Here is a 14,957-nt window from a genome sequence, read left to right on the forward strand (position 1 = left end):
TTAGCGGTCCACATCTGACATAACAAAATCGATACTACCCAGATACACAATCAGGTCGGAGACCAGACTGCCGCGAATGGCGGACGGGATCTGCTGCAGGTGCGCGAAGCTTGGTGTACGCACACGGGTACGGTAGCTCATGGTGCTGCCGTCGCTGGTCAGGTAGTAACTGTTAATACCCTTGGTCGCTTCAATCATCTGGAAGGATTCTTGCGCCGGCATGACCGGACCCCAGGAAACCTGCAGGAAGTGGGTGATCAGGGTTTCGATATGTTGCAGCGTGCGCTCTTTCGGTGGCGGCGTGGTCAGCGGGTGATCCGCTTTGAACGGGCCTTCCGGCATGTTGTTGAGGCACTGCTCAAGGATGCGCAGACTCTGACGCAGCTCTTCCACTTTCAGCATCACGCGGGTGTAGCAGTCGGAAACACCGCCGCCCACCGGGACTTCAAAGTCGAAGTTCTCGTAGCCAGAGTAAGGACGCGCTTTACGCACGTCGAAATTAATACCGGTCGCACGCAGACCTGCACCCGTTGTCCCCCACTCCAGCGCTTCTTTCGCGCCGTAGGCCGCAACGCCCTGGGAACGCCCTTTCAGGATGGTGTTACGCAGCGCGGCTTTCTCATAGGAGGCCAGACGTTTTGGCATCCAGTCGAGGAACTCACGCAGCAGTCGATCCCAACCACGCGGCAGATCGTGTGCCACACCGCCGATACGGAACCAGGCAGGGTGCATACGGAAACCGGTAATCGCTTCCACCAGATCGTAGATTTTCTGACGGTCGGTAAAGGCGAAGAAGACCGGGGTCATCGCGCCGACGTCCTGAATGAAGGTGGAGATATACAGCAGGTGGCTGTTAATGCGGAACAGTTCTGACAGCATCACGCGGATGACGTTAACGCGATCCGGAACAGTAATACCTGCCAGTTTCTCAACGGCCAGCACGTATGGCATCTCGTTTACGCAGCCGCCGAGGTACTCGATACGGTCGGTATACGGAATGTAGCTGTGCCAGGATTGACGCTCGCCCATCTTCTCAGCACCACGGTGGTGGTAGCCAATGTCAGGAACACAGTCGACAATCTCTTCGCCATCAAGCTGAAGAATGATACGGAAGGCACCGTGCGCAGACGGGTGGTTCGGACCGAGGTTGAGGAACATGAAGTCCTCGTTGTCGGTACCGCGCTTCATGCCCCAGTCTTCTGGCTTGAAGGTCAGGGCTTCCATCTCCAGATCCTGCTTGGCTTTGGTCAGCTCAAACGGGTCGAATTCAGTAGCACGTGCCGGGTAGTCTTTACGCAGCGGGTGGCCGGTCCAGGTCTGCGGCATCATGATGCGCGTCAGATGCGGGTGGCCGTCAAAGGTCATGCCGAACATTTCCCAGGTTTCACGCTCATACCAGTTGGCGTTCGGGAAAAGTTTGGTGAGCGTCGGCAGATGCATGTCGTTTTCAGACAATGCCACCTTGAGCATGATATCCGTATTACGGTCTATTGAGATCAGGTGGTAGAAAACGGAAAAATCCGCAGCAGGGAGACCCTGGCGGTGGGTACGCAGACGTTCATCCATGCCGTGTAAGTCAAACAGCATGACGTACGGTTTTGGCAATTTCTTGAGGAAATCGACAACTTCCAGCAATTGCTCACGCTTCACCCAAACAACGGGTACCCCGGTGCGGGTAGCCTGAACAGTAAAGGCATCCGGCCCAAAACGGTTGCGCAGTTCGCCAATGACTGGGTCATCCAGATGATCCCGTGTCTGCCAGGCGGCTTCTTGCGCGGTTAAGTCGGTCATATTGTTCACCATTGCAAATGGTCCGTGGTGACTGTTGAGCCTGGCTTCGCGCTATTTGAGTAGTGATATGCGAAGGTGTTCTCCAGGCCTACAGGCGCAAATTAAATTTCGTCAGGCGTACGCAGATTGGTGACGGCAATACGTTCACCACGTTTACGCTCGCGCTCAGACTGCATGTTCGCGCGATACACACCCTGATCGCCAACAACCCACGACAGTGGGCGACGTTCTTTACCGATAGACTCCTGCAGCAGCATCAGCGCCTGCATGTAAGCTTCCGGACGTGGCGGACAACCCGGGATGTAGACATCCACTGGGATAAACTTATCTACGCCCTGCACGACGGAATAGATGTCGTACATACCGCCAGAGTTTGCACATGCGCCCATGGAGATAACCCATTTTGGCTCCAGCATCTGGTCATAAAGACGCTGAATAACAGGTGCCATCTTGGTAAAGCAGGTACCGGCGACCACCATCAGGTCAGCCTGACGTGGGGAAGCACGCAGTACCTCTGCCCCAAAACGCGCAACGTCATGCACCGCAGTGAATGACGTCACCATTTCAACGTAGCAGCAAGAAAGGCCAAAGTTGTAAGGCCAGATGGAGTTCTTACGACCCCAGTTGACCATATCGTGCATGGCATGCTCGAGTTTGCCCATGTACACGCTTTTATTGACTTCTTGCTCCAGGGGGTCGGTTACGATCTCCTGTTTTTGCAGGGGGTAACGGTCATTCTCACCGTTAGGATCTATGCGGGTGAGCGTATAATCCATCTTATTGCCTCGCTGTTACTGCTGACGATTAGAGATACTGTTTTCCGGGTTGATATGTTCACGACGTGAACGCGCAGGCGTCCAGTCAAGCGCGCCAATACGCACCAGATAAACCAGACCGGCCAGTAGCACTAAAATGAAAATTGCGGCCTCGACAAAGCCCACCCAACCACTTTCGCGGATGGAGGTTGACCATGCGAAAAGGTAAAGCGCTTCCACGTCGAAGATGACGAAGAACATGGCTACCAGATAGAACTTGGCAGACAGGCGTAAGCGAGCGGAACCGACCGAATCAATACCTGATTCGAAAGGTGTGTTTTTGTGCCTTGCGCGGGCGCGACCGCCCAGGAACCAGCCGCCGACTAACATCAGGCAGCACAGGCCAATGGCTACAATAAGAAAGATTGCGAATGCCCAGTGATGAGCGATGACTTCTGTGGATGTTGACATACTCATTGCTTACTCATCAAAAGTGATACCAACGACACTGCTCTTGCTGGCAGATGGGTATCACATCGATTCATGGGGAGGAACAAATAACCTTACACTAACTGTCAGAAATGAGACGTAGACAGCAAAATGATGGGGTTTTTTACTCCTTTCTATAACCTATTGTCAACTTTAACAAAGGTTTCTTCACATTAAATTACATCGAGCGATTCTCATTAACATTTGGTGCCCTTTAACCCTGGTGGGTACATGACTTTCCGTCAAATGTATGTTGTTGAATCGTGTCCGTTTCGGAAGTAAAAAAAATAACCCTCCTATTTTGACAGGATTTGCCAACGATTCCTCCCCCCAAATAGGAGTATTTTCTTGATCTGAGACACGCTTTTGTTAATTCAACCTGGAAAACGGCAACATCTTTCCTGTTTTATTAACATAGGTGACATAAGGATGAAGTGAGAACAGAAAATGGATAAGTTTTGAGCAAAATGATTTATATTATTGATATGTAATATGAATTTTTAAAACCCGCGCTTCCGAAGCGGGTATTATTGCGAAAAAAAAGCCACTGCATGCAAAATTCACACGAGTGGCTTTTTTTTACACTTACATTTTGTTACCAGAATTTTGAGCCAGCGATCACTCAAAGTCCCCTTCAACAATCAGAGAATCATCCCCTCCTTCGGAGGTAATGCGCTCGAACTGCCATGGGTTATGGTAGTTTTCCATCGCCTCGAACACCACGCTTGCCAGTTCATTATGACTGGACGCGTTGTGGCAGAGCAGATACTCCGTATCAGGCAGCACGGGAAGTCCATCAGATTTACCCAGCACGCGCAGATCCGGGCTCATCATCTCCACCGGGCGCGCCGTTACGCCAAGCCCGGCTTTCACTGCAGCACGAACCGCGGGTAACGTGGATGCCACATATGCCAGGCGCCACGGGATGTTGGCTTCATTCAGCGCTGTCAGCACCATATCGCGGAACGGGCTCGGGTCATCCAGGAGCACCAGTGGCACCGGCTCCCCTTTTTGCAGCACGTATTCGGCTGCGCAATACCAGTGCGTTGGGGATGTACGCAACGTCAGGCAATCAAACTGCCCGGGACGGTGCGTCGTCACCACCAGGTCGACTTTATTTTCCTTTAACATCTCAACCATAAAGGCATTACGTTTCACGCTGACATCCAGCGCAAGCTTCGGATAAACCGAACTAATGCGATTGAGAAGAAACGGCAATATGGTGTCCGCTGACTCATCAGATGCGCCTAACGTTAGCACGCCTTGAAGGTTGCTAAACATTAATGACATACATGCTTCATCATTAAAGCGAAGAATTTTCCTGGCATAACCCAGTAGCTGAATACCGTGTTCCGTTAAGAGCTTATTGCGCCCATGACGGGCAAAAAGCTCTTTACCAACCAGTTGCTCCAGCCGCTGCATTTGCTGACTCACGGCAGACTGGGTTCGGCAAACGGCGGCAGCAGCAGCTGCAAAAGTGTTGAGATCGGCGACCGCAACAAACGTTCTCAGCAGATCGAGGTCGAGATTCATTATCGGACGATTTGCATTTATCATATCTATTCACTTTCAGGTTGCTCGTGCGGAGCTGCCCGGGTTGAAGCTGTGTGTGTAACAGTTAAGCAATTCCCTCTGAAGGTTTTCCCTCGCATCCCGGCCCGGCAGACTGCCTGACAGATAGTTATTGTGCTGCTTAATATCAACAGTCAGAAAGCACGTTTCATGACGTTATTTTTATTCTCTTAAACGTTCAGGATATTTAGATGTTCGCAGGATTATGTAAATTACATTAAAGGTGTAACACCTTTTCTGCCATCTTTATCGCAGCGCTGTCAACGTAGCAGGAGATCTTTAAACCCTTCCCGCCAGAGATAACTCCAACAATAACAATCAATTAAACAGGAATAACAGTTCCAGACAGACAAAAAACATGTCTCTGGCATCTGCTTTCCTGAAAGACATCTTAACCCAAATCCATTTTATTTATAAGTCTTATTGCAATATTGAGGATTAAAGAAGACTGTTAAGCATCTAAACAAATTTTATTAAAATTAACTAAAGTTGCATTTTATAGGTTAATAATAAATAAATTTTAATTTTGATTAAGAGCATCCATTAATGCCACTTAACATTAATTTCACATGAGTAACTTTTAACCATACTGCGCTATTAAAGCAAGACGACGCTAACATTCAGATTTTACGAAAAGTCACGCAGGGTGATTGCCCCCTCATCTGGCTCACCACATATTTTTCACCAGCACAATATACAGTAATTCAGCAAATGAATAGCAGAATAAACCTAATCTTTTGCCATGCATGCAACTTTACGGCAGCAAAAGGGGCACCTGCAGCGTAAAAGATTTACCAATAATTTGCTGTCGGTACAAAATCTTCTCCTGCACACCCTTCAAAACGAAGCGAGGGGGGAGTACATTATTCCGTGCTGACTTCCACGGCAGGGAGCGGCAATAATAGCGAAAAGGTTAAAGGTTCATGTCCCCTATCGAAAAATCCAGCAAGCTAGATAACGTCTGTTATGACATCCGCGGCCCGGTTCTGAAAGAGGCGAAACGCCTTGAAGAAGAAGGCAATAAGGTTCTGAAACTCAACATTGGTAACCCTGCGCCATTTGGTTTTGAAGCGCCGGATGAAATTCTGGTTGATGTGATCCGCAACCTTCCTACTGCTCAAGGCTATTGTGATTCAAAAGGACTGTACTCCGCACGTAAAGCCATCATGCAGCACTACCAGGCACGCGGTATGCGTGATGTTACCGTTGAAGATATCTATATCGGCAACGGCGTCTCCGAACTGATTGTGCAGGCGATGCAGGCGCTGCTGAACAGCGGTGACGAAATGCTGGTTCCCGCCCCGGACTACCCGCTGTGGACGGCGGCCGTGTCACTCTCCAGCGGCAAAGCGGTACACTATCTGTGTGATGAATCTTCTGACTGGTTCCCGGATCTCGACGATATTCGCGCGAAGATCACCCCACGTACGCGCGGCATCGTGATCATTAACCCGAACAACCCAACGGGCGCGGTTTATTCAAAAGAACTGCTGATGGAGATCGTGGAGATCGCTCGTCAGCACAACCTGATCATCTTCGCGGACGAGATTTACGACAAGATCCTCTACGATGCAGCGCAGCACCACTCCATCGCCGCGCTGGCTCCGGATCTGCTGACCGTGACCTTTAACGGCCTGTCTAAAACCTACCGTGTGGCCGGTTTCCGTCAGGGCTGGATGGTATTAAACGGTCCGAAAAAACACGCCAAAGGCTATATTGAAGGGCTGGAGATGCTGGCTTCCATGCGTTTATGTGCCAACGTTCCGGCCCAACACGCAATCCAGACGGCGCTCGGCGGCTATCAGAGCATTAGCGAATTTATCGTTCCCGGTGGTCGTCTTTACGAACAGCGTAACCGCGCGTGGGAGCTGATCAACGATATTCCGGGCGTCTCCTGCGTGAAGCCAAATGGGGCGCTGTATATGTTCCCGAAAATCGACGCGAAGCGCTTCAACATTCACGACGATCAGAAAATGGTGCTCGACTTCCTGCTTCAGGAAAAAGTGCTGCTGGTTCAGGGCACGGCATTTAACTGGCCATGGCCGGACCACGTACGTATCGTCACGCTGCCGCGCGAAGATGACCTTGAAATGGCCATTAGCCGCTTCGGGCGTTTCCTCTCCGGTTATCATCAGTAGCACTCTCTTTCTGCCGGGTGGCGCAGCGCTTACCCGGCCTGCAAATTTGCATCTTCCCTCCCCACCCCGCACAATGAAGTCCTGTCGCAGTGAAGACAAAAGGTAACCTATGAGTCAGAGTCATTTCTTTGCCCATCTCTCCCGCCTGAAACTCATCAACCGCTGGCCGCTGATGCGCAATGTCCGCACTGAGAATGTGTCAGAGCACAGCCTTCAGGTGGCGATGGTCGCTCACGCGCTGGCCGCCATTAAAAACCGCAAATTCAACGGTCAGGTTAATGCTGAGCGCATTGCCCTGCTGGCGATGTATCACGATGCGTCAGAGGTGTTAACCGGAGATCTGCCGACGCCGGTGAAATATTTCAACTCGCAGATTGCGCAGGAATATAAGGCCATCGAGAAAATTGCCCAGCAGAAGCTGATTGACATGGTGCCGGACGAGTTACGCGATATCTTTGAGCCGCTTATTGATGAACAGCAGTACACAGAGGAAGAGAAGTCGCTGGTAAAACAGGCCGACGCGCTATGTGCCTATCTGAAGTGTCTCGAAGAGTTATCCGCAGGGAATAACGAATTTTTACTGGCAAAAACGCGTCTGGAAAAAACGCTTGAATCCCGCCGCAGCGAAGAGATGGATTACTTTATGCAGGTGTTTGTACCGAGCTTCCATTTATCGTTGGACGAGATTAGCCAGGATTCTCCGTTGTAATTTTTCGCCGGGTGGCGGCTTCGCCTTACCCGGCCTACGTTTCTGCGCTCATGCTAAAACGGGAATAAAACCGGTATCAACACCACGCATACCAGCATCACCAGCACGGTGAACGGCACGCCCAGCTTCACAAAATCGCTGAACCGGTAGTTCCCCGGCCCCAGAACCAGCGTGTTCACCGGTGACGACACCGGCGTCATAAATGCCGCGGAAGCGGCCATCGCCACCATCATCGCAAACGGATACGGTGACACGCCCATGGATTTCGCCATCGCCAGCGCGATGGGCGCCATCAGCACCGCCGTAGCGGTATTGGAGATAAACAGTCCGATCGTGGCGCACATGATAAACAGGCATACCAGCATCATGTACGGCCCGTATCCGCCGCCAACGTCCATCAGACCTTTGACGACTAAATCCACACCGCCGGTTTTTTGCAGAGCAAGGGCGAACGGCATCATCCCCACAATCAGAATGATGCTTGGCCAGTGAATCGCCTTATAGGCGCTCTCGGCATCAATACAGCGAAACTTGCCCATTAACAGACAGGCAATAATGGCCGCGACCGGATTGGGGATCTCGTCGGTCAGCATCAACGCCACCATCAATACCAGGCAAAAAATCGCATGTGGCGCCTGGCTGTGCGCCGGTGAGGCATCGCTCTCTTCAACAGGCATGTTGAGCACCACAAAATCGCGGCCCTTTTGCCCGAGCTGACTTATCAGCTTCCAGTTACCGACGACGAGAAAGATATCACCCAGCAGGATCGGCTCATCCACCACCGCCCCTTCCATCGCCACGCCATCACGCTTCAGCCCCACGACATTCAGACCATAACGGGTACGGAACCCCATTTCCCGCACGGTTTTACCCAACAGTTCCGATTCCGGGATCAGCGACACTTCGGCCATGCCAACATCCAGCGCCTGGTCTGAGAAATACTCCCCGCGTAGCACCATCGGTTCCAGCAGCTGTTCACTACAAAACTCACGCAGATCCACCTCCGCAGTGGACATATCAATCAGCAGGACATCCCGCGCGCGGAATTCCGACACCCCGTTGACGTTGACGATGACCCGGCGAAAACGACGCCAGCGCTCAACACCAATCACATTCGCGCCGTAGCGCTCACGCAGTTTCAGATCGTCAAGCCGCTGGCCCACCATTGGCGAACCGGGGCGAATGGCCAGGCGGCGCGCCCGCCCGGTGAGGCGGTATTCTTTAATCAGATCGCGGAAGGTGCGTCGTTTCCACCCTTCTTTGCTTTTGTCCTGTTTTTCGCCTTTCAGGGCAAAACGGGTCAGCAGCATGTAGACCACGCCCATCACCAGAACGACCAGTCCAAGCGGAGTCACGCTGAAAAAACTGAAGCCCTGAAAGCCTTCCCGGATCAGCTCACTGTTGACGACCAGGTTCGGCGGCGTGGCCACCAGCGTCATCATGCCGCTGATCAAACCGGCAAAACTCAGGGGCATCATCAGGCGCGACGGCGAGCTCTGCATCCGCATGGAGACGCTCAGCACCACCGGGATAAAGATAGCGACCACCCCCGTTGAACTCATAAACGCCCCCAGCCCGGCGACCGTCAGCATCAGATAGACCAGCATTTTCGTTTCGCTGTTGCCAGCCACCTTCACCAGCCACGCGCCCATAATCGTTGCCACGCCGGTGCGCACGAGGCCATCACCGATAATAAACAGGGCGGCAATCAGAATAACGTTGGGATCGCTGAACCCGGAGAAGGCTTCCGGCAGCGTGAGCGTTCCGCTCAGCACAAAGGCGACGATGACAAACAAGGCGACGGCATCCATGCGTACCTTGCCCGTGGCAAAAAGGATAATGGCGATTAAAAGCAGGCTCAGGACCCAGATCAGTTCACCGTTCACAACATGTCCTTGTCAGTGGGAGATGAGAAATTTTGCCATAAAAAAGCCCCATCAGCGTGGGGCTATATCATGGGGTTACATTTTTAGCGAGACGGTTACAACACCGTCAGGTGCTTTTGACACAGCCAGTGCAGTGAGAGAATCCAGCACCAGGTCAGCCTCCTCCAGGCGGGGGGACCCCGCAGGAACGTTCACCGCAATAACGTGGCTTCCGGCGTTCAGCCCGGCCAGTACGCCAGCCGCCGCATCTTCTACCACCACACACTCTGCGGGAGCGAGGCCAAGCAGTTCAGCCCCCAGCAAAAAGGCGTCGGGTTCGGGTTTACCGCGCTTGACGCGCTCCGCAGTGATAAACACCTCCGGCTTCGGTAAACCTGCCGCCTTATGACGGGCGTGGGCGACGGGAATGGAGCCGGAGGTGACGATAGCCCACGGGATCTGCGCTTCGTTCAGATGCTCAAGCAGTTCGCGCGCGCCCGGTAAAGCGGTGATACCGTCCGTGTCCGTGGCTTCAATGTGTTCCAGGTATTTGAACTCCGCCTGAATATCGTCCTCAGAGCGTCCGGCCAGAAAGTGCCGTAACGAGGTAATGGCCTGTTTGCCATGGATAAAATTCAGCACCTCCTGATGGTCGATGCCATGTCTGTCAGCCCAATGGCACCATGAACGCTCCACAACCGGCAGCGAATCCACCAGCGTACCGTCCAGATCAAACAGAAAACCTCTACACTGCACACGCACCTCCGTCAGGCATTAATAATTTGTTGAATTTCGTTGCTGCTTAAATGGTACTGACGCGGGCAGGCGTGCCACGCGCTCAGCATACGCTGGTATTTATCCCACATTGGGGTCTGCGCGTTGAAACCGTGGGTGCCCGCGTCAAAGTGGGTATAACGCCCTTCGGTATTCACCATAAAGCGCACATAGCTCAGATAACGCGCTTCCGTTGCCGCATCAAAGCCTAAGAAGGTCACGCGGCGCTCGTCAATGGACTGCTGATCTTTGAGATTCGTCCAGGAGACGTGCAGGGCGTGATACATCTCCATAATGTCGATCACGATGCGACAGGTTTCTTCTTTCAGCTCGCCAAATTCGCGGTCGAGTTCACGCATCTGCAAACCAAAGCCGCGTTCGACAATGGTCTGCAGGCGGCTGTAGCGCGCAGCGTTATCGGGATCAAGCATAGTCATCATCTTGTACTGGTTAGACAAAATCAGACGTTGAGCATGGGTCATTTCCATCTTTCGACTCCTGTAGCGCATTGCACTTAAAAAAAAGACACGGTAACGGATTGTTACTGTGCCTTCTTTTCATCGTCGTTTCGATGATCAATCACAAGTCATCGAGGAATGTTTTATCCAACTGCTTAAAAGCGCGCTTTAACGTGTCCGCCAGCGCCTGGTAATCCGGCTTGCCTTCCACCGGGGCGAGCGCCTGCCCGGCCTCCTCCAGTTTTCCGCGGACTTCATAAAACCAGTGTAAAATAGAAGGTGGCAGTGGGGTGACAGAACGTTTTCCTAACCACCACAGGCCCTGCATTGGCAGGCTTAGCGCGAAGAGCGCCGTTGCGACAGCAGGACCAAGCTGTCCACCCAGCGCAATCTGCCAGCACAGCGTAAAAACAGCGACGGGTGGCATAAAGCGAATCGCATGGCGCGTGGCGCGGATGGTGCGATTCTCAATGAACATGGGCGCAAGGCGCTTTTCCATTGGCCACGTCTTTGCGTAATGCTGTCCCCGACGAAACAGACTGAAGAAATTTACGGACGGGTTCTCTGGTGTCGACATGGCTGTACCTCAACTTCACATATAAAAATTAAAATTTTCGTGCAAAACCACAACAAGCTATGACAACGTTCAAAATATTTTGTCATCTCTACCCCGTATCGGGTATCCTGTGCCAGCCTGATAGGGCCATAGACGAGAATCATTAACTCGTCAAATTATTGCACATTATGCCATTGGCTGAAAATTGTGCAAAATGGCATAAAATCATAGTTATTTCTTCCATCATGCCACAATGTTCGTTTGGCATGATGTTAATCATAAATGTCTGAGTCATCATGCGTTACGCTGTTAGACTCACTGACGTTTTTTTAGCCACGTATCAATAATAGGTACTTCCATGTCGAGTAAGTTAGTACTGGTTCTGAACTGCGGTAGCTCCTCACTGAAATTCGCCATCATCGATGCGCTCAACGGTGACGAATACCTCTCTGGTTTGGCCGAATGTTTCCATCTGCCTGAAGCACGTATCAAGTGGAAGATGGACGGCAGCAAACAAGAAGCGGCTTTAGGTGCAGGCGCCGCTCACAGTGAAGCGCTGAACTTTATCGTTAACACTATTCTGGCACAAAAACCAGAACTGTCTGCTCAGCTGACTGCGATTGGTCACCGTATCGTCCACGGCGGCGAAAAATACACCAGCTCCGTCGTGATCGACGAATCTGTTATTCAGGGCATCAAAGACTCTGCCTCTTTTGCACCGCTGCACAACCCGGCGCACCTGATCGGTATCGCTGAAGCGCTGAAATCCTTCCCGAATCTGAAAGACAAAAACGTGGCCGTCTTCGACACTGCGTTCCATCAGACCATGCCGGAAGAGTCTTACCTCTATGCCCTGCCTTACAGCCTGTACAAAGAACACGGCGTACGTCGTTATGGCGCACACGGCACCAGCCACTTCTATGTGACTCAGGAAGCCGCAAAAGTACTGAACAAGCCGGTTGAAGAACTGAACATCATCACCTGCCACCTGGGCAACGGTGGTTCTGTTTCTGCTATCCGCAACGGTAAATGTGTAGATACCTCCATGGGTCTGACCCCGCTGGAAGGTCTGGTGATGGGTACCCGTTCCGGTGACATCGACCCGGCGATCATCTTCCACCTGCACGACACCCTGGGCATGAGCGTTGATCAGATCAACAAAATGCTGACTAAAGAGTCTGGCCTGCTGGGTCTGACCGAAGTCACCAGCGACTGCCGTTACGTTGAAGACAACTACGCAGAGAAAGAAGACGCTAAACGTGCAATGGACGTTTACTGCCACCGTCTGGCGAAATACATCGGCTCTTACACTGCGCTGATGGACGGTCGTCTGGACGCGGTAGTCTTCACCGGTGGTATCGGTGAGAACGCGGCAATGGTGCGTGAACTGTCCCTGGGCAAACTGGGCGTTCTGGGCTTCGACGTTGATCACGAGCGTAACCTGGCTGCCCGCTTCGGCAAGTCTGGCTTCATCAACAAAGAAGGCACCCGCCCTGCTCTCGTTATCCCAACTAACGAAGAACTGGTCATCGCGCAAGACGCGCACCGCCTGACTGCCTGATTCCACACCGCCAGCAATGCTGGCGGTGCTGTTTTGTAACCCGCCACATTCAGGCGGTAACGAAAGAGGATAAACCGTGTCCCGTACTATTATGCTGATCCCTACCGGAACCAGCGTCGGCCTGACCAGCGTCAGCCTTGGCGTGATCCGTGCTATGGAACGCAAAGGCGTTCGTCTGAGCGTCTTTAAGCCAATCGCCCAGCCACGTGCCGGTGGCGATGCGCCAGACCAGACCACCACCATTGTTCGCAAGAACTCCAATCTGCCAGCGGCTGAACCGCTGAAGATGAACCACGTTGAATCTCTGCTGTCCAGCAACCAGAAAGACGTGCTGATGGAAGAGATCATCGCCAACTACCACGCCAATACAAAAGACGCGGAAGTGGTGCTGGTTGAAGGCCTGGTTCCAACCCGCAAACACCAGTTTGCTCAGTCTCTGAACTTCGAAATCGCGAAAACCCTGAACGCAGAGATCGTCTTCGTGATGTCTCAGGGCACAGATACCCCAGAGCAGCTGAACGAGCGTATCGAACTGACGCGCAGCAGCTTCGGCGGTGCGAAAAATACCAACATCACCGGCGTGATCGTCAACAAACTGAACGCGCCAGTGGATGAGCAGGGCCGTACGCGTCCTGACCTGTCTGAGATCTTTGACGACTCTTCCAAAGCGAAAGTCATCAAAGTTGACCCGGCGAAACTGCAGGAATCCAGCCCGCTGCCAGTACTGGGCGCGGTGCCATGGAGCTTCGATCTGATTGCCACCCGTGCAATCGATATGGCGCGTCACCTGAACGCCACCATCGTTAACGAAGGCGACATCAACACCCGCCGCGTGAAGTCCGTGACCTTCTGTGCGCGCAGCATTCCGCACATGCTGGAACACTTCCGCGCAGGCTCCCTGCTGGTGACCTCTGCAGACCGTCCTGACGTGCTGGTTGCAGCGTGTCTGGCCGCGATGAACGGCGTGGAAATCGGTGCTATTCTGCTGACCGGCGCTTACGAGATGGACCCACGCGTCAGCAAACTGTGCGAGCGCGCGTTCGCGACCGGCCTGCCGGTCTTCATGGTGAACACCAACACCTGGCAGACCTCCCTGAGCCTGCAGAGCTTCAACCTGGAAGTGCCGGTTGATGACCATGAGCGTATTGAGAAAGTTCAGGAATACGTTGCGGGCTACATCAACGCAGACTGGATCGAATCCCTGACTGCGACCTCCGAGCGCAGCCGCCGTCTGTCTCCTCCTGCATTCCGTTACCAGCTGACCGAGCTGGCGCGTAAAGCGGGCAAACGCGTTGTGCTGCCAGAAGGCGACGAACCGCGTACTGTTAAAGCGGCAGCTATCTGTGCAGAGCGCGGCATCGCGACCTGTGTGCTGCTGGGTAACCCGGATGAGATCAACCGCGTTGCGGCGTCTCAGGGCGTTGAGCTGGGCGCTGGCATCGAAATCGTTGACCCGGAAGTGGTTCGTGAAAGCTACGTTGCCCGTCTGGTTGAGCTGCGTAAGAGCAAGGGTATGACCGAAGCCGTTGCGCGCGAACAGCTGGAAGACAACGTGGTGCTGGGTACGCTGATGCTGGAGCAGGATGAAGTTGACGGTCTGGTTTCCGGTGCGGTTCACACCACCGCAAACACCATTCGTCCACCGCTGCAGCTGATCAAAACGGCACCGGGCAGCTCTCTGGTCTCTTCCGTGTTCTTCATGCTGCTGCCGGAACAGGTTTACGTTTACGGCGACTGCGCGATCAACCCGGATCCGACGGCAGAGCAGCTGGCAGAAATCGCAATCCAGTCTGCGGACTCCGCGATTGCCTTCGGTATCGAACCTCGCGTGGCGATGCTCTCTTACTCCACCGGTACCTCTGGTGCAGGTAGCGACGTAGAGAAAGTGCGTGAAGCGACCCGTCTGGCGCAGGAAAAACGTCCTGACCTGATGATCGACGGCCCGCTGCAGTACGATGCCGCCGTTATGGCTGACGTTGCGAAATCCAAAGCGCCGAACTCTCCGGTTGCAGGTCGCGCTACCGTGTTCATCTTCCCGGATCTGAACACCGGTAACACCACCTACAAAGCGGTACAGCGTTCTGCAGACCTGATCTCCATCGGGCCGATGCTGCAGGGTATGCGCAAACCTGTGAACGACCTGTCCCGTGGCGCACTGGTTGACGATATCGTCTACACCATCGCGCTGACGGCGATCCAGTCTTCACAGCAGCAGTAAGCCAAAAAGCCCGGTGGCGCTGACGCTTACCGGGCCTACGGTTTTGTAGGCCGGATAAGCGGAGCGCCATC

At 53.2% G+C, this 14,957-nt stretch carries 12 protein-coding genes; 4 read left to right on the forward strand and 8 right to left on the reverse strand.

Annotation, left to right across the window (positions count from 1 at the left end):
• The 4 genes from nuoC to lrhA all read right to left on the reverse strand — a co-directional run bounded on the left by nuoC (position 1) and on the right by lrhA (position 4,592).
• Positions 1–1,803, reverse strand: coding sequence for an NADH-quinone oxidoreductase subunit C/D (gene nuoC, locus C1N69_RS15695; protein ID WP_025757183.1), 1,803 nt, complete (start codon positions 1,801–1,803; stop codon positions 1–3).
• Positions 1,804–1,892: 89 nt separating this feature from the next.
• Positions 1,893–2,567: an NADH-quinone oxidoreductase subunit NuoB gene (gene nuoB / locus C1N69_RS15700; RefSeq protein ID WP_003861482.1), complete on the reverse strand. Its 675-nt coding sequence runs from the start codon at positions 2,565–2,567 to the stop codon at positions 1,893–1,895.
• Between the two features lie 15 nt (positions 2,568–2,582).
• Positions 2,583–3,023 carry an NADH-quinone oxidoreductase subunit NuoA gene (gene nuoA, locus C1N69_RS15705; protein WP_014171000.1) on the reverse strand — a complete coding sequence of 147 codons (441 nt, stop codon included), beginning with the start codon at positions 3,021–3,023 and terminating at the stop codon, positions 2,583–2,585.
• A 630-nt stretch (positions 3,024–3,653) separates the two neighbouring features.
• Positions 3,654–4,592, reverse strand: coding sequence for a transcriptional regulator LrhA (gene lrhA / locus C1N69_RS15710; protein WP_045286090.1), 939 nt, complete (start codon positions 4,590–4,592; stop codon positions 3,654–3,656).
• A 938-nt stretch (positions 4,593–5,530) separates the two neighbouring features.
• Between lrhA and alaA the strand changes: the two genes are divergently transcribed.
• Both alaA and yfbR read left to right on the forward strand, forming a co-directional pair.
• Positions 5,531–6,745, forward strand: coding sequence for an alanine transaminase AlaA (gene alaA / locus C1N69_RS15715; RefSeq protein WP_003861471.1), 1,215 nt, complete (start codon positions 5,531–5,533; stop codon positions 6,743–6,745).
• Between the two features lie 109 nt (positions 6,746–6,854).
• Positions 6,855–7,454 carry a 5'-deoxynucleotidase gene (gene yfbR / locus C1N69_RS15720; RefSeq protein ID WP_045285782.1) on the forward strand — a complete coding sequence of 200 codons (600 nt, stop codon included), beginning with the start codon at positions 6,855–6,857 and terminating at the stop codon, positions 7,452–7,454.
• A gap of 53 nt (positions 7,455–7,507) precedes the next feature.
• Here yfbR and C1N69_RS15725 read toward each other — a convergent pair whose 3' ends face one another.
• The 4 genes from C1N69_RS15725 to yfbV all read right to left on the reverse strand — a co-directional run bounded on the left by C1N69_RS15725 (position 7,508) and on the right by yfbV (position 11,128).
• Positions 7,508–9,340: an SLC13 family permease gene (locus C1N69_RS15725; RefSeq protein ID WP_025757180.1), complete on the reverse strand. Its 1,833-nt coding sequence runs from the start codon at positions 9,338–9,340 to the stop codon at positions 7,508–7,510.
• 75 nt (positions 9,341–9,415) lie between these two features.
• The gene (locus C1N69_RS15730; RefSeq protein ID WP_059385205.1) at positions 9,416–10,075 is read right to left on the reverse strand and encodes a sugar phosphatase; all 660 of its coding nucleotides are present in this window, start codon (positions 10,073–10,075) and stop codon (positions 9,416–9,418) included.
• An 11-nt stretch (positions 10,076–10,086) separates the two neighbouring features.
• On the reverse strand, positions 10,087–10,581 hold the full coding sequence (locus tag C1N69_RS15735) for a YfbU family protein (protein ID WP_008502874.1): 495 nt from the start codon (positions 10,579–10,581) through the stop codon (positions 10,087–10,089).
• 91 nt (positions 10,582–10,672) lie between these two features.
• Positions 10,673–11,128 carry a terminus macrodomain insulation protein YfbV gene (yfbV, locus tag C1N69_RS15740; protein WP_045285783.1) on the reverse strand — a complete coding sequence of 152 codons (456 nt, stop codon included), beginning with the start codon at positions 11,126–11,128 and terminating at the stop codon, positions 10,673–10,675.
• 337 nt (positions 11,129–11,465) lie between these two features.
• Between yfbV and ackA the strand changes: the two genes are divergently transcribed.
• Together ackA and pta are read left to right on the forward strand one after the other, a co-directional pair.
• Positions 11,466–12,668, forward strand: a complete 1,203-nt coding sequence (ackA, locus tag C1N69_RS15745; protein ID WP_025757177.1) for an acetate kinase — start codon at positions 11,466–11,468, stop codon at positions 12,666–12,668.
• A 76-nt stretch (positions 12,669–12,744) separates the two neighbouring features.
• Positions 12,745–14,886 carry a phosphate acetyltransferase gene (gene pta, locus C1N69_RS15750; protein ID WP_025757176.1) on the forward strand — a complete coding sequence of 714 codons (2,142 nt, stop codon included), beginning with the start codon at positions 12,745–12,747 and terminating at the stop codon, positions 14,884–14,886.
• Positions 14,887–14,957 lie beyond the last annotated feature (71 nt).

Source organism: Enterobacter sichuanensis (assembly GCF_009036245.1).
Lineage (GTDB): Bacteria > Pseudomonadota > Gammaproteobacteria > Enterobacterales > Enterobacteriaceae > Enterobacter > Enterobacter sichuanensis.

Coding starts and splice junctions, on each gene's coding strand:
- ackA (WP_025757177.1), top strand. CDS start 11,466: ATGTCGAGTAAGTTAGTACTGGTTCTGAACTGCGGTAGCTCCTCACTG.
- nuoA (WP_014171000.1), bottom strand. CDS start 3,023: ATGAGTATGTCAACATCCACAGAAGTCATCGCTCATCACTGGGCATTC.
- lrhA (WP_045286090.1), bottom strand. CDS start 4,592: ATGATAAATGCAAATCGTCCGATAATGAATCTCGACCTCGATCTGCTG.
- yfbV (WP_045285783.1), bottom strand. CDS start 11,128: ATGTCGACACCAGAGAACCCGTCCGTAAATTTCTTCAGTCTGTTTCGT.
- yfbR (WP_045285782.1), top strand. CDS start 6,855: ATGAGTCAGAGTCATTTCTTTGCCCATCTCTCCCGCCTGAAACTCATC.
- alaA (WP_003861471.1), top strand. CDS start 5,531: ATGTCCCCTATCGAAAAATCCAGCAAGCTAGATAACGTCTGTTATGAC.
- nuoB (WP_003861482.1), bottom strand. CDS start 2,567: ATGGATTATACGCTCACCCGCATAGATCCTAACGGTGAGAATGACCGT.
- nuoC (WP_025757183.1), bottom strand. CDS start 1,803: ATGGTGAACAATATGACCGACTTAACCGCGCAAGAAGCCGCCTGGCAG.
- C1N69_RS15735 (WP_008502874.1), bottom strand. CDS start 10,581: ATGGAAATGACCCATGCTCAACGTCTGATTTTGTCTAACCAGTACAAG.